Annotated in this window: 13 protein-coding genes; 5 read left to right on the top strand and 8 right to left on the bottom strand. The window is 68.3% G+C overall.

Going from position 1 to position 14,161, the window contains the following annotated elements:
- Nucleotides 1–373 precede the first annotated feature (373 nt).
- Nucleotides 374–1,510: a serine hydrolase domain-containing protein gene (locus ACIHAO_RS34540; protein ID WP_396565042.1), complete on the bottom strand. Its 1,137-nt coding sequence runs from the start codon at nt 1,508–1,510 to the stop codon at nt 374–376.
- Nucleotides 1,511–1,732: 222 nt separating this feature from the next.
- On the opposite strand from ACIHAO_RS34540, the gene ACIHAO_RS34535 reads away from it, so the two are divergent.
- Nucleotides 1,733–2,227, top strand: a complete 495-nt coding sequence (locus tag ACIHAO_RS34535) for a hypothetical protein (RefSeq protein WP_396565040.1) — start codon at nt 1,733–1,735, stop codon at nt 2,225–2,227.
- Here ACIHAO_RS34535 and ACIHAO_RS34530 read toward each other — a convergent pair.
- On the bottom strand, nt 2,224–2,577 hold the full coding sequence (locus tag ACIHAO_RS34530) for a hypothetical protein (protein ID WP_396565038.1): 354 nt from the start codon (nt 2,575–2,577) through the stop codon (nt 2,224–2,226). The genes ACIHAO_RS34535 and ACIHAO_RS34530 overlap by 4 nt on opposite strands.
- Before the next feature lie 80 nt (nt 2,578–2,657).
- On the opposite strand from ACIHAO_RS34530, the gene ACIHAO_RS34525 reads away from it, so the two are divergent.
- The 3 genes from ACIHAO_RS34525 to ACIHAO_RS34515 are packed head-to-tail and all read left to right on the top strand — an operon-like array spanning nt 2,658 to nt 4,476.
- Entirely contained in the window at nt 2,658–3,053 is a 396-nt protein-coding gene (locus ACIHAO_RS34525; protein ID WP_396565036.1) for a GntR family transcriptional regulator, read from the top strand.
- On the top strand, nt 3,050–4,075 hold the full coding sequence (locus tag ACIHAO_RS34520; protein ID WP_396565034.1) for a DUF1648 domain-containing protein: 1,026 nt from the start codon (nt 3,050–3,052) through the stop codon (nt 4,073–4,075). Before ACIHAO_RS34525 ends, ACIHAO_RS34520 begins: the two co-directional genes overlap by 4 nt.
- Nucleotides 4,076–4,098: 23 nt before the next feature.
- Nucleotides 4,099–4,476: a DUF5997 family protein gene (locus ACIHAO_RS34515; protein ID WP_233598746.1), complete on the top strand. Its 378-nt coding sequence runs from the start codon at nt 4,099–4,101 to the stop codon at nt 4,474–4,476.
- Here ACIHAO_RS34515 and ACIHAO_RS34510 read toward each other — a convergent pair.
- From ACIHAO_RS34510 to ACIHAO_RS34485, 6 genes are all read right to left on the bottom strand, one after another.
- Nucleotides 4,473–5,216 carry a LysR family transcriptional regulator substrate-binding protein gene (locus tag ACIHAO_RS34510; protein ID WP_396565032.1) on the bottom strand — a complete coding sequence of 248 codons (744 nt, stop codon included), beginning with the start codon at nt 5,214–5,216 and terminating at the stop codon, nt 4,473–4,475. The two genes, ACIHAO_RS34515 and ACIHAO_RS34510, sit on opposite strands and share 4 nt — an antisense overlap.
- 284 nt (nt 5,217–5,500) lie before the next feature.
- Entirely contained in the window at nt 5,501–8,224 is a 2,724-nt protein-coding gene (locus ACIHAO_RS34505; RefSeq protein ID WP_396565030.1) for an AbfB domain-containing protein, read from the bottom strand.
- 9 nt (nt 8,225–8,233) lie between these two features.
- Nucleotides 8,234–9,226 carry an ABC transporter permease gene (locus ACIHAO_RS34500; protein ID WP_199746791.1) on the bottom strand — a complete coding sequence of 331 codons (993 nt, stop codon included), beginning with the start codon at nt 9,224–9,226 and terminating at the stop codon, nt 8,234–8,236.
- A complete protein-coding gene (locus tag ACIHAO_RS34495) occupies nt 9,223–10,179 on the bottom strand; it encodes an ABC transporter permease (RefSeq protein ID WP_396565027.1) in 957 nt (318 codons plus the stop codon). The genes ACIHAO_RS34500 and ACIHAO_RS34495 overlap by 4 nt, the downstream gene beginning before the upstream one ends.
- Nucleotides 10,180–10,217: 38 nt before the next feature.
- Nucleotides 10,218–11,690, bottom strand: coding sequence for a sugar ABC transporter ATP-binding protein (locus ACIHAO_RS34490; protein WP_396565025.1), 1,473 nt, complete (start codon nt 11,688–11,690; stop codon nt 10,218–10,220).
- A 2-nt stretch (nt 11,691–11,692) separates the two neighbouring features.
- Nucleotides 11,693–12,760 carry an ABC transporter substrate-binding protein gene (locus ACIHAO_RS34485; RefSeq protein ID WP_396565023.1) on the bottom strand — a complete coding sequence of 356 codons (1,068 nt, stop codon included), beginning with the start codon at nt 12,758–12,760 and terminating at the stop codon, nt 11,693–11,695.
- A 161-nt stretch (nt 12,761–12,921) separates the two neighbouring features.
- Here ACIHAO_RS34485 and ACIHAO_RS34480 point away from each other — a divergent pair, with 161 nt between their 5' ends.
- Complete coding sequence (locus ACIHAO_RS34480) at nt 12,922–13,920, top strand: LacI family DNA-binding transcriptional regulator (RefSeq protein WP_396565021.1); 999 nt, start codon at nt 12,922–12,924, stop codon at nt 13,918–13,920.
- Nucleotides 13,921–14,161: the final 241 nt, after the last annotated feature.

Genomic DNA, 14,161 nt, shown 5'->3' with positions numbered 1-14,161 from the left:
TCCAAAACTAATTTTTGCCGCCCCCCGGGGTGCTTATTTTGGCTTCCCCGACGCACCTCATGCCCCCCCCGGGCCAGGCGCGAAACGGCTGGCTATCGACACGGATTTACGGCGCGAACTTCCGGTGCAGGACACTAGGCGCAAGGAAGGGGTCCTTCATGTACTCCGGGAAGGTGTGAAGGTCGAGTTTCCTCGGCTGAGCCGAGGGAAGGGGGCCTTCACGCGCTGTCGCTGCAGTGCCCGGCATGTAGCGAAGGGCTCCTTCCCTACTCTCAGGGTAGGCAAGGAGTCCTTCACGGACCTGCGATCCCGGCCCCGCCGCCCGCTAAAACCGGGCTCCAACCCGAATCGCCACTCACGACCCCTGCGCCCGTCACTTGCAGAACGCGGTGTCCACAGTGGCCATGACCGCCTGGCCGCCCTTCGCCACGTCGCCGAAGGTGCCCGGCATCGCGGTCACCGCGAGCCCGACGGTGCGGCCGTCCTCCGTGGCTCCGCCGCGGGTTTCGAATCCGTGGATGTCCCCGCCGTGTCCCCAGTACACACCGCCGCAGCTGAGCGGGTTGCTCATCAGGCCGAGACCGTATTTCGTTCCCGGGAACAGGGGCGCGTCGACCGTCTTCCGCATTTCGGCCAGCTGCGCGGCGGGCAGCAGCCTGCCTTCGAGCAGTACCCGGAAGAACTCGCCGAGGTCGCGCGGCGTCGAGATCAGCTGCCCGGCGGCGCCGCCCCAGGACGGGTCGAGCTCGGTCGCGTCGATCACCTTGCCCGTGGCGGCGTTGCCGATGGCGTAACCCTGCGGGTGCCGTCCCTGAATGGTCTGGTCGCCGGCCTGCGGCCAGTAGGTGTGCTTCAGGCCCGCCTTCTTGATCACGCGTTCGGTGATCTGCTCCTGGATCGGGCGTCCGGTCACCTTCTCGATCAGCATGCCCGCCAGCAGATAGCCGGTGTTGCTGTACTCCCACTTGGTGCCGGGCGCGAACTTCGCCGGGTGGCTCAAGGCCGCGGCGAGTAGTTCGTGGTTCGGGAAGTACCGGTGCTGCACCTGCTCGAAGTTCTCCAGCCCGAGGTACTCGGTGTAGTTCGGCAGCCCACCGGTGTGCTGCAGCAGATGCCGGACGGTGATCTTGGTGGCGTCGATGCCCTCGCCGCGCACGATCCCGGGCAAGTACTTCTCGATCGGCGCGTCCAGTTCCACCTTGCCCTCGGCCACCAGCTGCAGCACCACGACCGCCGTGAACGTCTTGGTGTTGCTGCCCGCCCGGACCATGCCGTCCCGGGGAACCGGGACCTGGCGTTCGATGCGCGAGGACCCCGCGACCAGCGACGCCGTACGCCTTCCGTCGGCCACATAGGCGAGCGCGGCCGGGAACTTCTCTTGGCGCACCAACGAGTCGAGGCCCTTCTGCAGCTCAGACCCCTTGGCCGGGGGCGCGTCCGCCGCCGTGGTCCACGCGGCTCCCATCAGCCCCGCCACCGTCAGGACGACGACACCCTTGCGTACGGTCATGCGCACTCCTTGCTCGAACGGATCGATGCCTACGACACTGGTCGAATCGACCGCGAAGATCAGGAGTGCAGGCTGCCGGATCACGGGTAGCGCTGGCGCTACCCATCGTTTCCCGCGAATATTTTTCGGACCAGAATTCGTCCCACCATTGTCGGCGCATGATGTAGCTGGCTAAGGTCAGTTCGGTAAGTGGACTAGACCACCCGAGGCCGGGAGGCGACGATGCCCCTCGACGAACAGCAGACCTGGGCAATGCTGCGAGAGCTGGACGAACCCGGCCACTGGGAGGTGCCGCACGACTTCGACGGACCGGCCGAACGGGCTCGATTCGAGCGACTGGCCGAACGGCTCGGTCACCGTTTCGACTGCGCCTGCGTAGTCGACCGCCACGTCCAGGACGCCAGCCACCTCGGCAGGATCGTGATCCCGGCGAGCGCGACCTCCGCACGGGACCAGGTGACCGTCACGGTCAGCAATTTCGGCGGCCTGGTCGCGACGACACTGGGAAATCCGGGCAGCTACGACGAAGACGAGGAACGGGAGTTCTTCCCCGCACCGGTCCGAAGACAGGTCGAAGACGAGCTGGAAGCGCTCGGCTACCTGCCCGTCTCCGAACACCCGTTATGGACCAAGTACACCGGGATCAGCGGATTCGACGCCCTCTATCCCCCGGACCGGCCGCCGTCGTGGTGGGACCGGTTCTTCGACTACCTCTAGGCGTTGCTCGGCGCGAGCGCGTCGACGAGCTCCGCCGCGTTCGGCACGCTGACGAGCACCTCGTCGAACGGGAGCCCGGCAACCCCGCGATCGATCTCGATCCGCAGCCCCGGCACACCTCTGCGGACCGACACCAGCTGGCGAATCCCTGTGCCCAGCCCCCAGTAACCCACCTTCAGCACTCCGCTGATCAGCGCCCCGACGCGTCCCCCGCGCGTCCGCCGCAGGGGTGCGTCGACGTGCTCGACTACCTTGATCGCCGCCCGCGGAACGACCACTTCGTCGCGCCATACGGCCAGCCGCTCCCAGCCCGAGAACCTCACCCGTACTCCACCCTCGGTGATGTCCATCGTCGCCATCGTGACCGCCTTCCCTCCATAGCCATCTGATGTAGTTGTTATAGCAAGTGTATAGCAGATATCCTTGTCGGGTGTTGCTGACTCTCGACCTCGACAGCGAAGTTCCGATCTACCAGCAGATCCGCGACCGGATCGTCGAAGCCGTCGCCGACGGCGTGCTGACCGAAGGCAGCGCCCTGCCCTCCACCCGGCAGCTCGGCGCCGATCTCGGGATCAACTTCCACACCGTCAACAAGGCCTATGACCTGCTGCGGACGCAGGGCTTCATCCGCATCAACCGCAAGACCGGCGCGGTCGTCCGGCGGGACGCGTCCTCCGGCCCGGCGGACGACGGCTACGCGGACGAATGGCAGGAACGCCTGCGCACCTTGCTCGCCGAAGCCGTCGCTCTCGGCTTGGGCCCGCGCGAGGTGACCAGCCGGTGCGGGTCCGTGCTGGACTCCTTCGCCGTGAGCGCCCGGCGATGACCGGACCGCTCTGGCTGAACCTGGCCCTGATCGCGTTCACCGCGGCCACCTTCGCCTCGGCACCCGCGCTGGCGCGGCCGACCCTCCCCTTCGGCGTCCGGGTCCCGGCGCGGCGCACCGAAGAGGCCGTCATCCTCGTCGCGCGCCACCGCTACAACCGGGGAATCGCGGCGGGTGCGGTTGCCGCTTGCGCGGTCGTCCTCATCGACGGGCTCGCACCGGAGGTCGTCCTGGTCGGTCTCGTCGTGACCTATTCGCTGCTCGGCGGCCTGGCCAGTCGTTCGATCGCCGCCGCGAAACGCGAGCAGGGCTGGTACGCCGGGACACGGCAGGCGGTCACCGCCGACACCTCGCTGCGCTCGGATCCGGTCCGTCCACAGTGGATCCTGCTGACGCCGGCCGTGCTGCTGGCCGTCGTCACCGCGGTCGTCGGCCTGTTCGAGGGCACGACGAACTTCTCGACGGTCCTCACGCAGATCCTGGTCGTGGTGCTGATCCCGCCCCTGACCATCGCGATCTCACGGGCCCGGCCCGAGATCGACGCCGCACAGCCGTCGGCGTCGGCGTCGCGCTACCGGGAGTACCTGCACGGGGTACTCAGCCTGCTGCTGATCTCCGCGGGGTGCGTCAACGCGACGATGCTCGTCGTTTCGCTCCAACTCTGGGAGATCGTCGAGACGACGGTGCCGACGACGATCGTGGGCTACCTGCCGCTCGCCGCCGCCTTCATCGCCTGGGTCGTCTTCTCCGTCCGGGCGGGCGACGCCGGGCACCGGTTGTCACCCACCGGCGACGAACCGGAGACCCGGTACGAACAACGCGACGACGACCGCTACTGGCACGCCGCCGGGATGGTCTACCTGAACCGGAACGACCCCGCGTTTTTGGTGCACCGGCGGGTCGGCACCTACTGGACGCTCAACCTCGGGCATCCGATCGCCTGGGTCGTCCTCACCGCGGTCGCCTTGCTCGGAGTGCTCGCCGGGCTCGGCATCGTCACGCTGCCCGAGAAGGGCGCCTGATCACAGGGCGTTACCCTGAGGCAATGACGTCGCAGAAAACCCCTCAAACGATGAAGCCCGCGACAGCGGCGAAGAAGCTGGGTGTGTACCTGGAGGCCACCCCGGCGGAGTTCCAGGAGGGTGTCGTCTCCCGCGACGAGCTGAACGCGCTGCAGGCCGAACCGCCCGAGTGGCTGCGGGAGCTTCGCCGCAACGGGCCGCACCCGCGGCCGGTCATCGCGGCGAAGCTGGGCATCTCCATCAGTGGCCTGGCGCGCGGCGGGATCACCGAGGCCCTCACCACCGAGCAGATCGAGGAAATCAAGACCGCCGCCCCGGATTGGCTGACGCGGGAGCGCGAGACCCACGCCGAGGTTCGCAAGGAAGAGGCGCGGGTCAAGGCCGCCCGTAGCGAGAGCTAGCCCCGGCGGCGGCGCTTCCCGCCCTTGGGGGCCCCGCGCTGCCCAGGCTGCGGCTTCCGGCCGGCGGTCTGGGGGCGCTTGGTCTTCGACGGCGCCTTCTTCTCGGGCGTCTGCTTTTCCGGGGCCTGCTGCCGACCCCGCGTGCTGTTGACGGTCCGGCCGCGGACGATCCCGATGAACTGTTCCATCAGGTCGGAGGTCTCTTCGTCCGGCCAGGACAACGCGACGCCGGATTCGGGCGTACCGGAGATCGGACGGTAGGTCAGGTCGCGCCGGTGGTGCAGCCGCGCGAGCGACTGCGGGACGACCAGGAGCCCGACACCGGCGGCGACCAGCTCGATGGCGTCCGCCGTGGTGGCCGGGCGCTCCAGCGCGGGTTTCCCCGGCGGCCGCTCCCAGTCCAGCGTGTCGTCGAGCGGGTGCAGCACGACGTCGTCGGCGATGTCTTCGACGGAGACCTCGTCCGCGGCGGCGACCAGGTGGTCCTTGGGGACGACCACGACGGTCGTCTCGGTGTAGAGCGGGATCGCGTGCAGACCCTCGCGATCGATCGGGAGCCTCAGCAGGACGGCGTCCACCTCACGCTCCCGGACCAGCCCGGCGGCCTCGGCCGCGGTCGTCTGGACGAGCTCGAGCGGGACGCCGGGCGACCGCTCGTTCCAGATCCGGACCCACTTCGAGGGCGTCACGCCGGGGACGTACGCGAGCTTGAAGGAGGCGGGTGTTTCCGGGCCGGTCATGAGGACAAGGTTACCGGGAGTGGTCGTGGCGCCCGTGAGTGGCAAGGACGGGTGTCTCAGGTACATACGGCGGGCGGCGAGCCGGGATCGCAAGTCCGTGAGGGGCTCCTTCCCTACCCTGAGAGTAGGGAAGGAGCCCCTCACGTCATGCCGGACTGAGCTGGCCCGGGCCGAGGCTGGGGCGAGGAAACGCGACCTTCACACCTTCCCGAGTACATGAAGGACCCCATCCTTGCGCCCAGGTACAGGAAGGGGTCCTTCATGTACTTCAGTCACGAGACCCGCTACGGAGCCCAGGCCGCCGAGACCGCCCAGGTCACGTCCTGGTCGTACGACACCGGGTTGTCGAACGGGTGCCCACCGCCGCCGGCCGCGACGTAGACGTACTCGGCGTAGTGCCGCATGTTCGTGCCGAGTTCGTTGACCGACGCCAGCCGGACGCCACCGGCCCCGGGCTGGGCGCAGAACGTCGCGTCCTTCCGGAACAGGTCGGTGTTGTCGTTTCCGGCCAGCCGCACCCGGAAGTCCGCGTGCCGCAGGAACTGGCCCGGATAGTTGCGTGCCTCCAGCGAGTAGCACGACGGATCGGCGAGCCCGCGCCGCACGACGAACGTCGCGTCCGCCTTCAGCAGTGCCGCACTCGACGCGTTCACCACGTCCGTCCGCGCGAGACCGTCACGGTGCCGCAGGAAGCGGTCGGTGTAGCCGGGTGTGGTCACCTTGAACGATCGCGCCTGGTCCAGCGGCAGATCGGCGCCGCTGCGCCAGAGCGGGACCGAAGCCGCCCACGTCGTGTCCGCCGCGAAGCTCGACGGCGTGTCCCAAGGGTTCGCCCCGCCGCTGCGCGCGAGATAGACGGTCGCGGCGTAGTGACGGAGGTACGCGCCACGCTGGTTGAACGACTCCAGTGCCGTGCCGCCGGCGCCTTCCCGCGCGCAGAAGGTCGCGTCCCCGGCGAACAGGGCCGATCCGTCGTTCGCGTCCTTGCGGATCCGCGAAGCCGAATGCCGCAGGAAGTGTCCCGGGTAGTTCCGCGACTCGAACGACAGGCACGACGCGTCGGCGAGCCCCGTCCGAGCCCAGAACGTCGCGTCCTTCTTGGCAAGGTCCGCGCTGCCCTCGCCCAGCACATCGGTCCGGACGAAGTCGTCCTGGTGCCGTAGATAGCGATCCGTGTACCCGGCCGTGGTGACCCGCAGCGACACGAGTTCACCCCGGCCCACCTCCGTGCCCTTGGCGATGGCGAGCACCTTCTGGTTGATCTCGCGCACCCGCGCCTCGGTCATCTTCAGCACACGGCGGTCGTAGGTGTAGAAGCCGTTGACCTCGTTCTCGACGTCGTACGGCTCGGTGTAGACGGACGCGGAAAGCCCGCGGCCGTGTACGAACCGCCCGACCTGCTTGGTGATCTCCACGTACCGGTTCGTCAGCGACGTCTCGTCCGGGTACAGCGCGCCGTACGCGAAACCCTTGCCCGGCTCCCATTCGTGGCCTGCCACCTGTCTGCCGAGGCCGCCGTACTCCCCCAGCACCGCGATCCGCCGCGCGTCCGGCTGTCTCGTCCCGGTCGACATCTGGTACGCGTGGTCGTCGATCACGTCACCGTTGCCCGGATCCGGATCGGACACGCAGCAATTCGACCCCGAGTTGTGGTTGATCAGCCGGGTGTCGTCGATCGAGCGGACCAGGTCCACGATGCGCCCGGCGTCGTATTCTCCCCAGCCTTCGTTGAACGGCACCCACTGCACGATCGAGGTGATGCTCTTGTGCTGCTCGATCATGCGCCTTAGTTCGGACTCGAAGTTCGTGTGCCCGTTAGGAACTTCGTCGATCGAGTCGAGCGATGGCATGTCCTGCCAGACCATCAGCCCGAGCCGGTCGGCGTGGTGGAACCACCGCGCGGGTTCGACCTTGATGTGCTTGCGGACCATGTTGAAGCCCAGCGCCTTCTGGCGTTCGAGGTCGAACCGCAGTGCCTCGTCGGTCGGCGCGGTGTAGATGCCGTCCGGCCAGTATCCCTGGTCCAGCGTGCCGAGCTGGAAGACGAACTTGCCGTTCAGCAGTGGCCGCATCACGCCGCCCACCATCGCCTTGCCCAGCGAGCGCATCCCGAAGTACCCGGTGACGGCGTCGCCTCCCGGCAGCCGCACGCGCAGGTCGTAGAGGAACGGGTCGTCCGGTGACCACAGCCGCGCGTTCGGCACGGGAACCCGGATGTGCGAGCCCACCACCCCGCTCGCGGTGCCGACCACTTGACCGCCCGAAAGGACTTCCGCGGTCGCCTGCTGTCCGGGAGTGCCCTGGACGACGAGGTCGAGCGCGCCGCCGGGCACGTCGGGAGTGGTGTCGAGCCGGGTGATGTGCTCGGCCCGGACCGGTTCCAGCCAGACGGTCTGCCAGATGCCCGACGCCGCCGTGTAGAAGATGCCGCCGGGGGTCTTGCGCTGCTTACCGATCGGGTACCGGCTGCCGTCGACCGGCGACGCGACGCCGACGACGATCTCGTTCTCCCCCGCCTTGAGCGCCGGGGTGATGTCGAAGGAGAACGCGTCGAAACCGCCGGTGTGGCTCCCGATCGAAGTCCCGTTGACCCAGACCCTGGTCTCCCAGGTCACGGCGCCGAAGTTGAGCTTCACCCTGCGACCGTCCCAAGTGGACGGAACGGAGAACGTCCGGCGGTAGAACATGTTGTCCTCATGCCGTTTGATCCCCGAAAGCATCGACTCGATCGGGTAGGGCACCAGGACGTTCTCGCTCAGCGGCCTGCCGATCGGTGGCGAGTTCAGATTCGGCGCGCCGGTGAATCCCCAGGTCCCGTTGAGGTTGAGCCATTCGGAGCGCACCAGTTGCGGACGCGGGTACTCGGGCAGCGCGTTCGACGGCGAGACCTGATCCGTCCACGGGGTGGGAAGTGGGACGGGGGCGGCTTGGGCGACGGGCACGAGTGTCGTCGCGGCGGCCAGCAGACCGGCCACGACGCTCAGGACGCGCGCGGTTCTTCGGTGCATGCGATCTCCCTATCTCCGGGCGGTCGTGCGGGCGAGCGACCGCTGCAGAACAACGACCACCAGCAGGAACGCACCGCTGACCACCGACTGGTAGTTGCTGTCGAGAGTTCCTATCTGGTTGATTACGTTCTGGATGACCGTTCGGATGCCTACCCCGATGACAGTTCCGAGAATCGTGCCCATTCCGCCGGTCAGCAGGGTGCCCCCGATGACGACGACGGAGATGGCGTCCAGTTCGAGGCCGACCCCGATCACCGTGACGCCGGACTGCAGGTAGGCCGCGGTGAGCGCGCCCGCGAGCCCGGAAAGGACGCCGCTCATCACGTAGACGGTGACCTTCGTGCGCGCCACCGGCAGTCCCATCAGTTTCGCGGACTGCTCCGAGCCGCCGGTGGCGAACACCGACTGCCCGAACCGGGTCCGCCGCAGCACGAGCCCGCCGATCAGGCACAGCGCAGCCGCGATGAACACCGGGTAGCCGAAGCCGAACATCGTGCCGCGGCCCAGTTCGACGAACGCCTCGCCCTCCGGGATCTTGTACGTCGTCGCGCCCTCGCTGGTGATCGCGAGCAGCAGGCCGCGGGCGAACAGCAGGGACGCCAGTGTGACGATGAACGGCGCCATCCCGGTCTTCGCGACGAGCAGCCCGTTGATCAGCCCGATCAGCCCGCACACCGCCAGCGGCAGCAGCAGCGCCACGAGGAAACCCCATTGCGATCCGTAGGCGGCGAGGACCCCGCCGAGCGCGTAGACCGAGCCCACCGACAGGTCGATCCCGCCGGTGATGATCACGAATGTCATCCCGAGCGCGATGATCGCGAGGAACGAGCTTTGCAACGCGATGTCACGCAGGTTGTCCAGGCTGCCGAAGCGCGGGAACAGCAGCCACGCGACGGCGACCATGAGCACCAGCGCGATCGCCGCGCCTTGTTTCTGCAGCACTCCGGTCATCAGCTCGCGCCGGGTGGAGTCCTGGGCGGCCATCGTGGGCGCCGCGGTCATCGGCTGCTCCGTTCCCGTGCGACGTACACCGCGCCGACGATGATCGCGGCCTGGATCATCTGCGCGGTCGAATCCGGCAGGTTGTGCTTGATGAGCGTGGCGCGGACGAGCTGCATGAGCAGCACCCCCATCACCGTGCCGAGGATGCGGACACGGCCGCCGGTCAGCGGGGTACCGCCGACCACGACCGCGGTGATCGCGGACAGTTCCATCAGCAACCCGGCGTCCGCGGGGTCGCCGGCGCCGAGCCGCGCCGTCGAAAGCACCCCGGCCAGCGCCGCGAGCAGCCCGCAGATCGCGTACACGCCGATGAGGACGCGGTTGACGGGCAGCCCGGCGAGCACACTGGCCCGCCGGTTGCCGCCGATCGCGACCAGCCGCCTGCCGAACGCCGTCTTCCCGACCAGCGCCGCCACCAGCACCGCCAGGACCGCCGCGATGAGCACGCTCACCGGGATCCCGAGCACCTCGCCGTTGCCGAGCGCGAGGAACGTCTCGTCGTGCAGCTGGATGAGCTGACCGTCGGCGAGCACCAGCGCGAGGCCGCGTCCGCCGACCAGTAAGGCGAGTGTCGCCACGATCGGCTGGATCCCGACTCTGGCCACGAGAACACCGTTGAACGCGCCCGCCGCCAACCCGGCCGCGAGGGCGATGGCGACCGCGGGCAGCGTCCCGTAACCGAGGTACAGCGGGACGAGCGCGGCCGAAAGCGCCATCACCGCGCCCACCGACAGGTCGACGCCCTCGGTGCCGATCACCAGCGCCATCCCGAGCGCGACCACCAAGACCGGCGCGGCCTGGATGAGCTGCGTGCGGAAGTTGCCGACGGTCAGGAAGTTCGCCGTGAACGCGATGTTGAACAGCACCAGCGCGACGACGGCGACGTACACGCCGTACTCCTGCAACCACCGCGCCACCCGGGTCCGGTCCACCGTTTTCCCCGCGTCCGTCATGGTGCTTCCCGGATCCCCTGTTCTCTGCTGGGTGCTGGTCATTCCGCGGCCCCCGAAGCGATCGCGGCGAGCACGTGGTCCTGGGTCAGCCGGTCCCCCGCCAGTTCTCCGACCACCGCGCCGTCCTTCAGCACGATCAGCCGGTCGGCGCCGTCGAGGAGCTCCTCCATCTCCGACGAAATCAGCAGGACGGCGAGCCCGTCCTTCGCGAGTTCGTCGATCAGCGCCTGCACCTCCGCCTTCGCGCCGACGTCGATGCCCCGGGTCGGCTCGTCGAGCAGCAGCACCTTCGGTTCGGTGCACAGCCAGCGGGCCAGAAGCACCTTCTGCTGATTGCCGCCGGAGAGTTCGGCGACCTTCTGCTCCGGGCCGGACACCTTGATCCGCAGGCGTTTCACGAACGTGTCGACGATCCTGTCCTGCCGGGCACGGCTGACCATGCCGAAGCGGGACAGCTTCGGCAACGCGGCGAGCACGATGTTCTCCCGCACCGAAAGATGCGGGATGATCCCCTCGGTCTTGCGGTCCTCGGCGAGCATGCTGACGCCCGCGCGCATCGCGGCGGCCACACTCCCCTGCGGGACCTGCTTTCCCCCGACGAGGACGGTGCCGCCGGACAACGGCAGATCGCCGACGATCGCCCGCGCGGTCTCGGTCCTTCCGGAACCGAGCAGCCCCGCGAGGCCGACGATCTCGCCGGGTTTGATCTCCACCGAGACCCCGCCGAGACGGTTGCCGCTGGTGAGGTTCTCCGCGCGCAGCACCGGTTCCCGGCCCGCCTCGTGGTCGCCCTCGAAGGCCGTCGCACCGTGCGAGCGGATGTCGCCGACACTGCGGCCGAGCATCATCGACACCAGTTCCAGCCGCGGCAGCTTCGCGAGCGGTCCGGTGTGGACCCGCTTGCCGTCCCGCAGCACCGTCACGCGGTCGCAGATCCGGTAGAGCTCGTCCATCCGATGGCTGACGTACACGATCGCGATCCCGCGTTCGTGTAGCCTGCCGATGACCTCGAACAGTGTCTCGACCTCGCGCGGTTCCAGCGAAGACGTCGGCTCGTCCATGATCACGACGTCGGCGTCGACCGACACCGCGCGGGCCAGCGCGACCATCTGCTGGGCGCCCACGCCGAGTGTCCCGAGTGGACGGCGAACGTCCGCGTCGATGCCGTAGTCCTTCAGCAACGCCGCCGCGCCGGCGTTCATCCGCGCCCAGTCCACCAGCCCGAACCGCTTCCTCGGCTCGCGGCCGAGGTACACGTTGCTCGCCACGCTCATCAGCGGGATGAGGTTGACCTCCTGGTAGATCGTGGAGATCGCGCCCCGCGCGCGGACCGTGCCGGAGTCCGGCCGGTGCACGCCGGTGAGCACCTTGATCAGCGTCGATTTGCCGGCGCCGTTCTCACCGACCAGCGCGTGCACCTCGCCCGGCCGCAGCGCGAACGACACGTCGTCGAGCGCGCGCACCCCGGCGAACGTCTTCGTCACGCCTTCGACCTCGAGAACCGGTTCCATCGTCAGTACGCGTTCCCGAGCTTCTGGGCCGCGCTCGCCGAGTCGTACTGGTCGTCGGAGATCACCACGGTCGGCGGGATCTCCTTGCCGGCGGCGAAATCCTGCAGCGTCGAGAAGGCGAGCGGGCCGAAGCGCGGATTGGACTCGATCACCGCGTTGTAGCTGCCGTCGGCGATGAGCTGGACCGCGTTGCGGGTGCCGTCGATCGAGACGATCTTGACGTCCTTGCCCGGGGTCTTGCCCGCGGCCTTGAGCGCGGTGACGGCGCCGATGCCCATCTCGTCGTTCTCGGCGTAGACGGCGGTGATCTCGGGGTTGCTCTGGATGAGCTGCTCCATGACCGCCTGGCCCTTGGACCGGTCGAACTCACCGGTCTGCTCGGCGACGATCCGGATGCCCGTGGTCGCGGCGATCTCGTCCTTGAAACCCTTGGTGCGGTCAGTGGTCACGTTGTTCCCGGACGCGCCGAGCAGGATCGCGACCTTGCCGGTGCCGCCGGTCGCCTTCACCATCTCCTGCGCCGCGCGCTTGCCCTGCTCGACGAAGTCGGAGCCGATGAAGGTCAGGTAGTCGGAGCACGGCTGCGAGGTCACCTTGCGGTCGATCGTGATGACCGGGACCTTCTTGGCCTTCGCCGCGTCGAGGGCGGGCTGAAGGCCGTCGGAGTTCAGCGGGGCGACGATGAGCAGCTGCGCGCCCCGGTCCAGCAACGACTTGATGTCGCTGACCTGTTTGTTGAGATCGCTCTGCGCGTTGGTGACCAGGAGTTTGTCCGCCGGGACACCGAGTTTCGTCGCTTCGTCCTTGATGGACTGCGTCTCGGCGATGCGGAACGGGTTCGCCTCCTTCTCCGACTGGGAGAAGCCGATGACCGCGTTCTTCACGTCCACCTGCGGATAGCCGATCTTCTCGCGGGCACATCCCGGCCCCGCGGCCTGGTTCGGCGCCGCCGAAGCGGCCGGGCCCGCCCCCGACGGGGCGGTTTGCTGGGTCTCGCGGCTGGTGCAGGCCGTCAGCGCGAGCGCGAGGCCGGTCACCAGGAGCAGGGTGCGGCGGATGGGCAGGGACATCGATCGCTCCTCGGGGAAGTCGAGCACAGGGGTCTGCGGTGACCCATGTCACTCATTAGGACGATGCCAGATTTACATCGTTGGTACAACGTTGTAAATCCGCCGTTCGCGCGGCTAGGCTGTGCCGGATCTGTGCCGGAGCACTGCAGAAGGGAGCGAGGGTGGCCACGCTCAAGGACGTCGCCAAACTGGCGGGCGTCTCGGTCAAGACCGTGTCGAACGTGGTCAACGGCTACGACTTCGTCAAGCCGGAGAACCGCAAACGGGTCGAGGAAGCACTGGCGTCGACCGGCTACCGGCCCAACCTCGGCGCCCGGAACCTCCGTCGCGGTCGCACCGGGTTCCTCGGGCTGATGCTGCCCGAGTTGAGCATCCCGTACTTCGGCGAACTGGCGGGCCTGGTGCTGCAGGCGGCGCAGGAACACGAGTGGAACGTCCTCATCGAACAGACCCTCGGCACCAGGGAGCGGGAGCGCAACGCCCTGTCCACGCTGGGACCGCATCTGATCGACGGCGCGATCATCAGCCCGGAAGCGTTGCACACCAACGACTTCGAAGACCTGGCACCGGGCGTCCCGCTGGTGATGCTCGGCGAGCACGTCGTCGACGTCCCGATAGACCACGTCGGCATCGACAACGTCCAGGCCGCCCGGATCGCCGTGCGTCACCTGATCTCGCTCGGCCGCCGCCGGATCGCCGCGATCGGCGCGCATCCGCAACGCCACACGGCCGCGCAACGGCTGGAGGGCTACCACTCCGCGCTCGAAGAGGCCGGGCTCACGCCCATTCCCGAACTGGTCCTGCCCGCCCTGCGTTACCACCGCGCCAACGGCGCCGAGGCGATGGCGCACCTCCTCGCGCTGCCGGAACCACCCGACGCCGTCTTCTGCTTCAACGACCTTCTCGCCATCGGCGCCCTTCGCGCCGCGGCCGAACGCGGCGTCCAGGTGCCGTCGGACATGGCGATCGTCGGCTTCGACAACAACGAGGAGAGCGCGTACAGCCTGCCCTCGCTCACGACGATCGCCCCGGACAAGGCGGCGATCGCGCGGGCGGCGGTCGATCTGCTGCGGCGGCGTATCGCGGGCGGAAGCGACCTCGAACCGGAAGACGTCCAGACGCCGTTCTCGCTGGAGATCCGGAACAGCACGATCGCCTGATACCGCAAGTAGGTGACTAATTGCAGGGCGCCTGAGCACGCGGCGCTTGGCGTCGACGGGGCCCGAGTGTCCATAGAGGACTTTATTCTCCAGCTTAATGCACGATTTGTGCCAAGGTAGGCGATTCCACGTTGGGGGGGGGGGGGGGGGTTATGTGGGTTTGAACGGACATGAACGAAACCCAACCCCCCCCCCCCCCCCCCCCACCCCAAAAAAAGGGCGAGCGCAACAGACACACGGG

It is taken from the genome of Amycolatopsis sp. NPDC052450 (genome assembly GCF_044547565.1).
Taxonomy (GTDB): domain Bacteria; phylum Actinomycetota; class Actinomycetes; order Mycobacteriales; family Pseudonocardiaceae; genus Amycolatopsis.
This window is presented reverse-complemented; position numbering and strand designations above follow the sequence as displayed.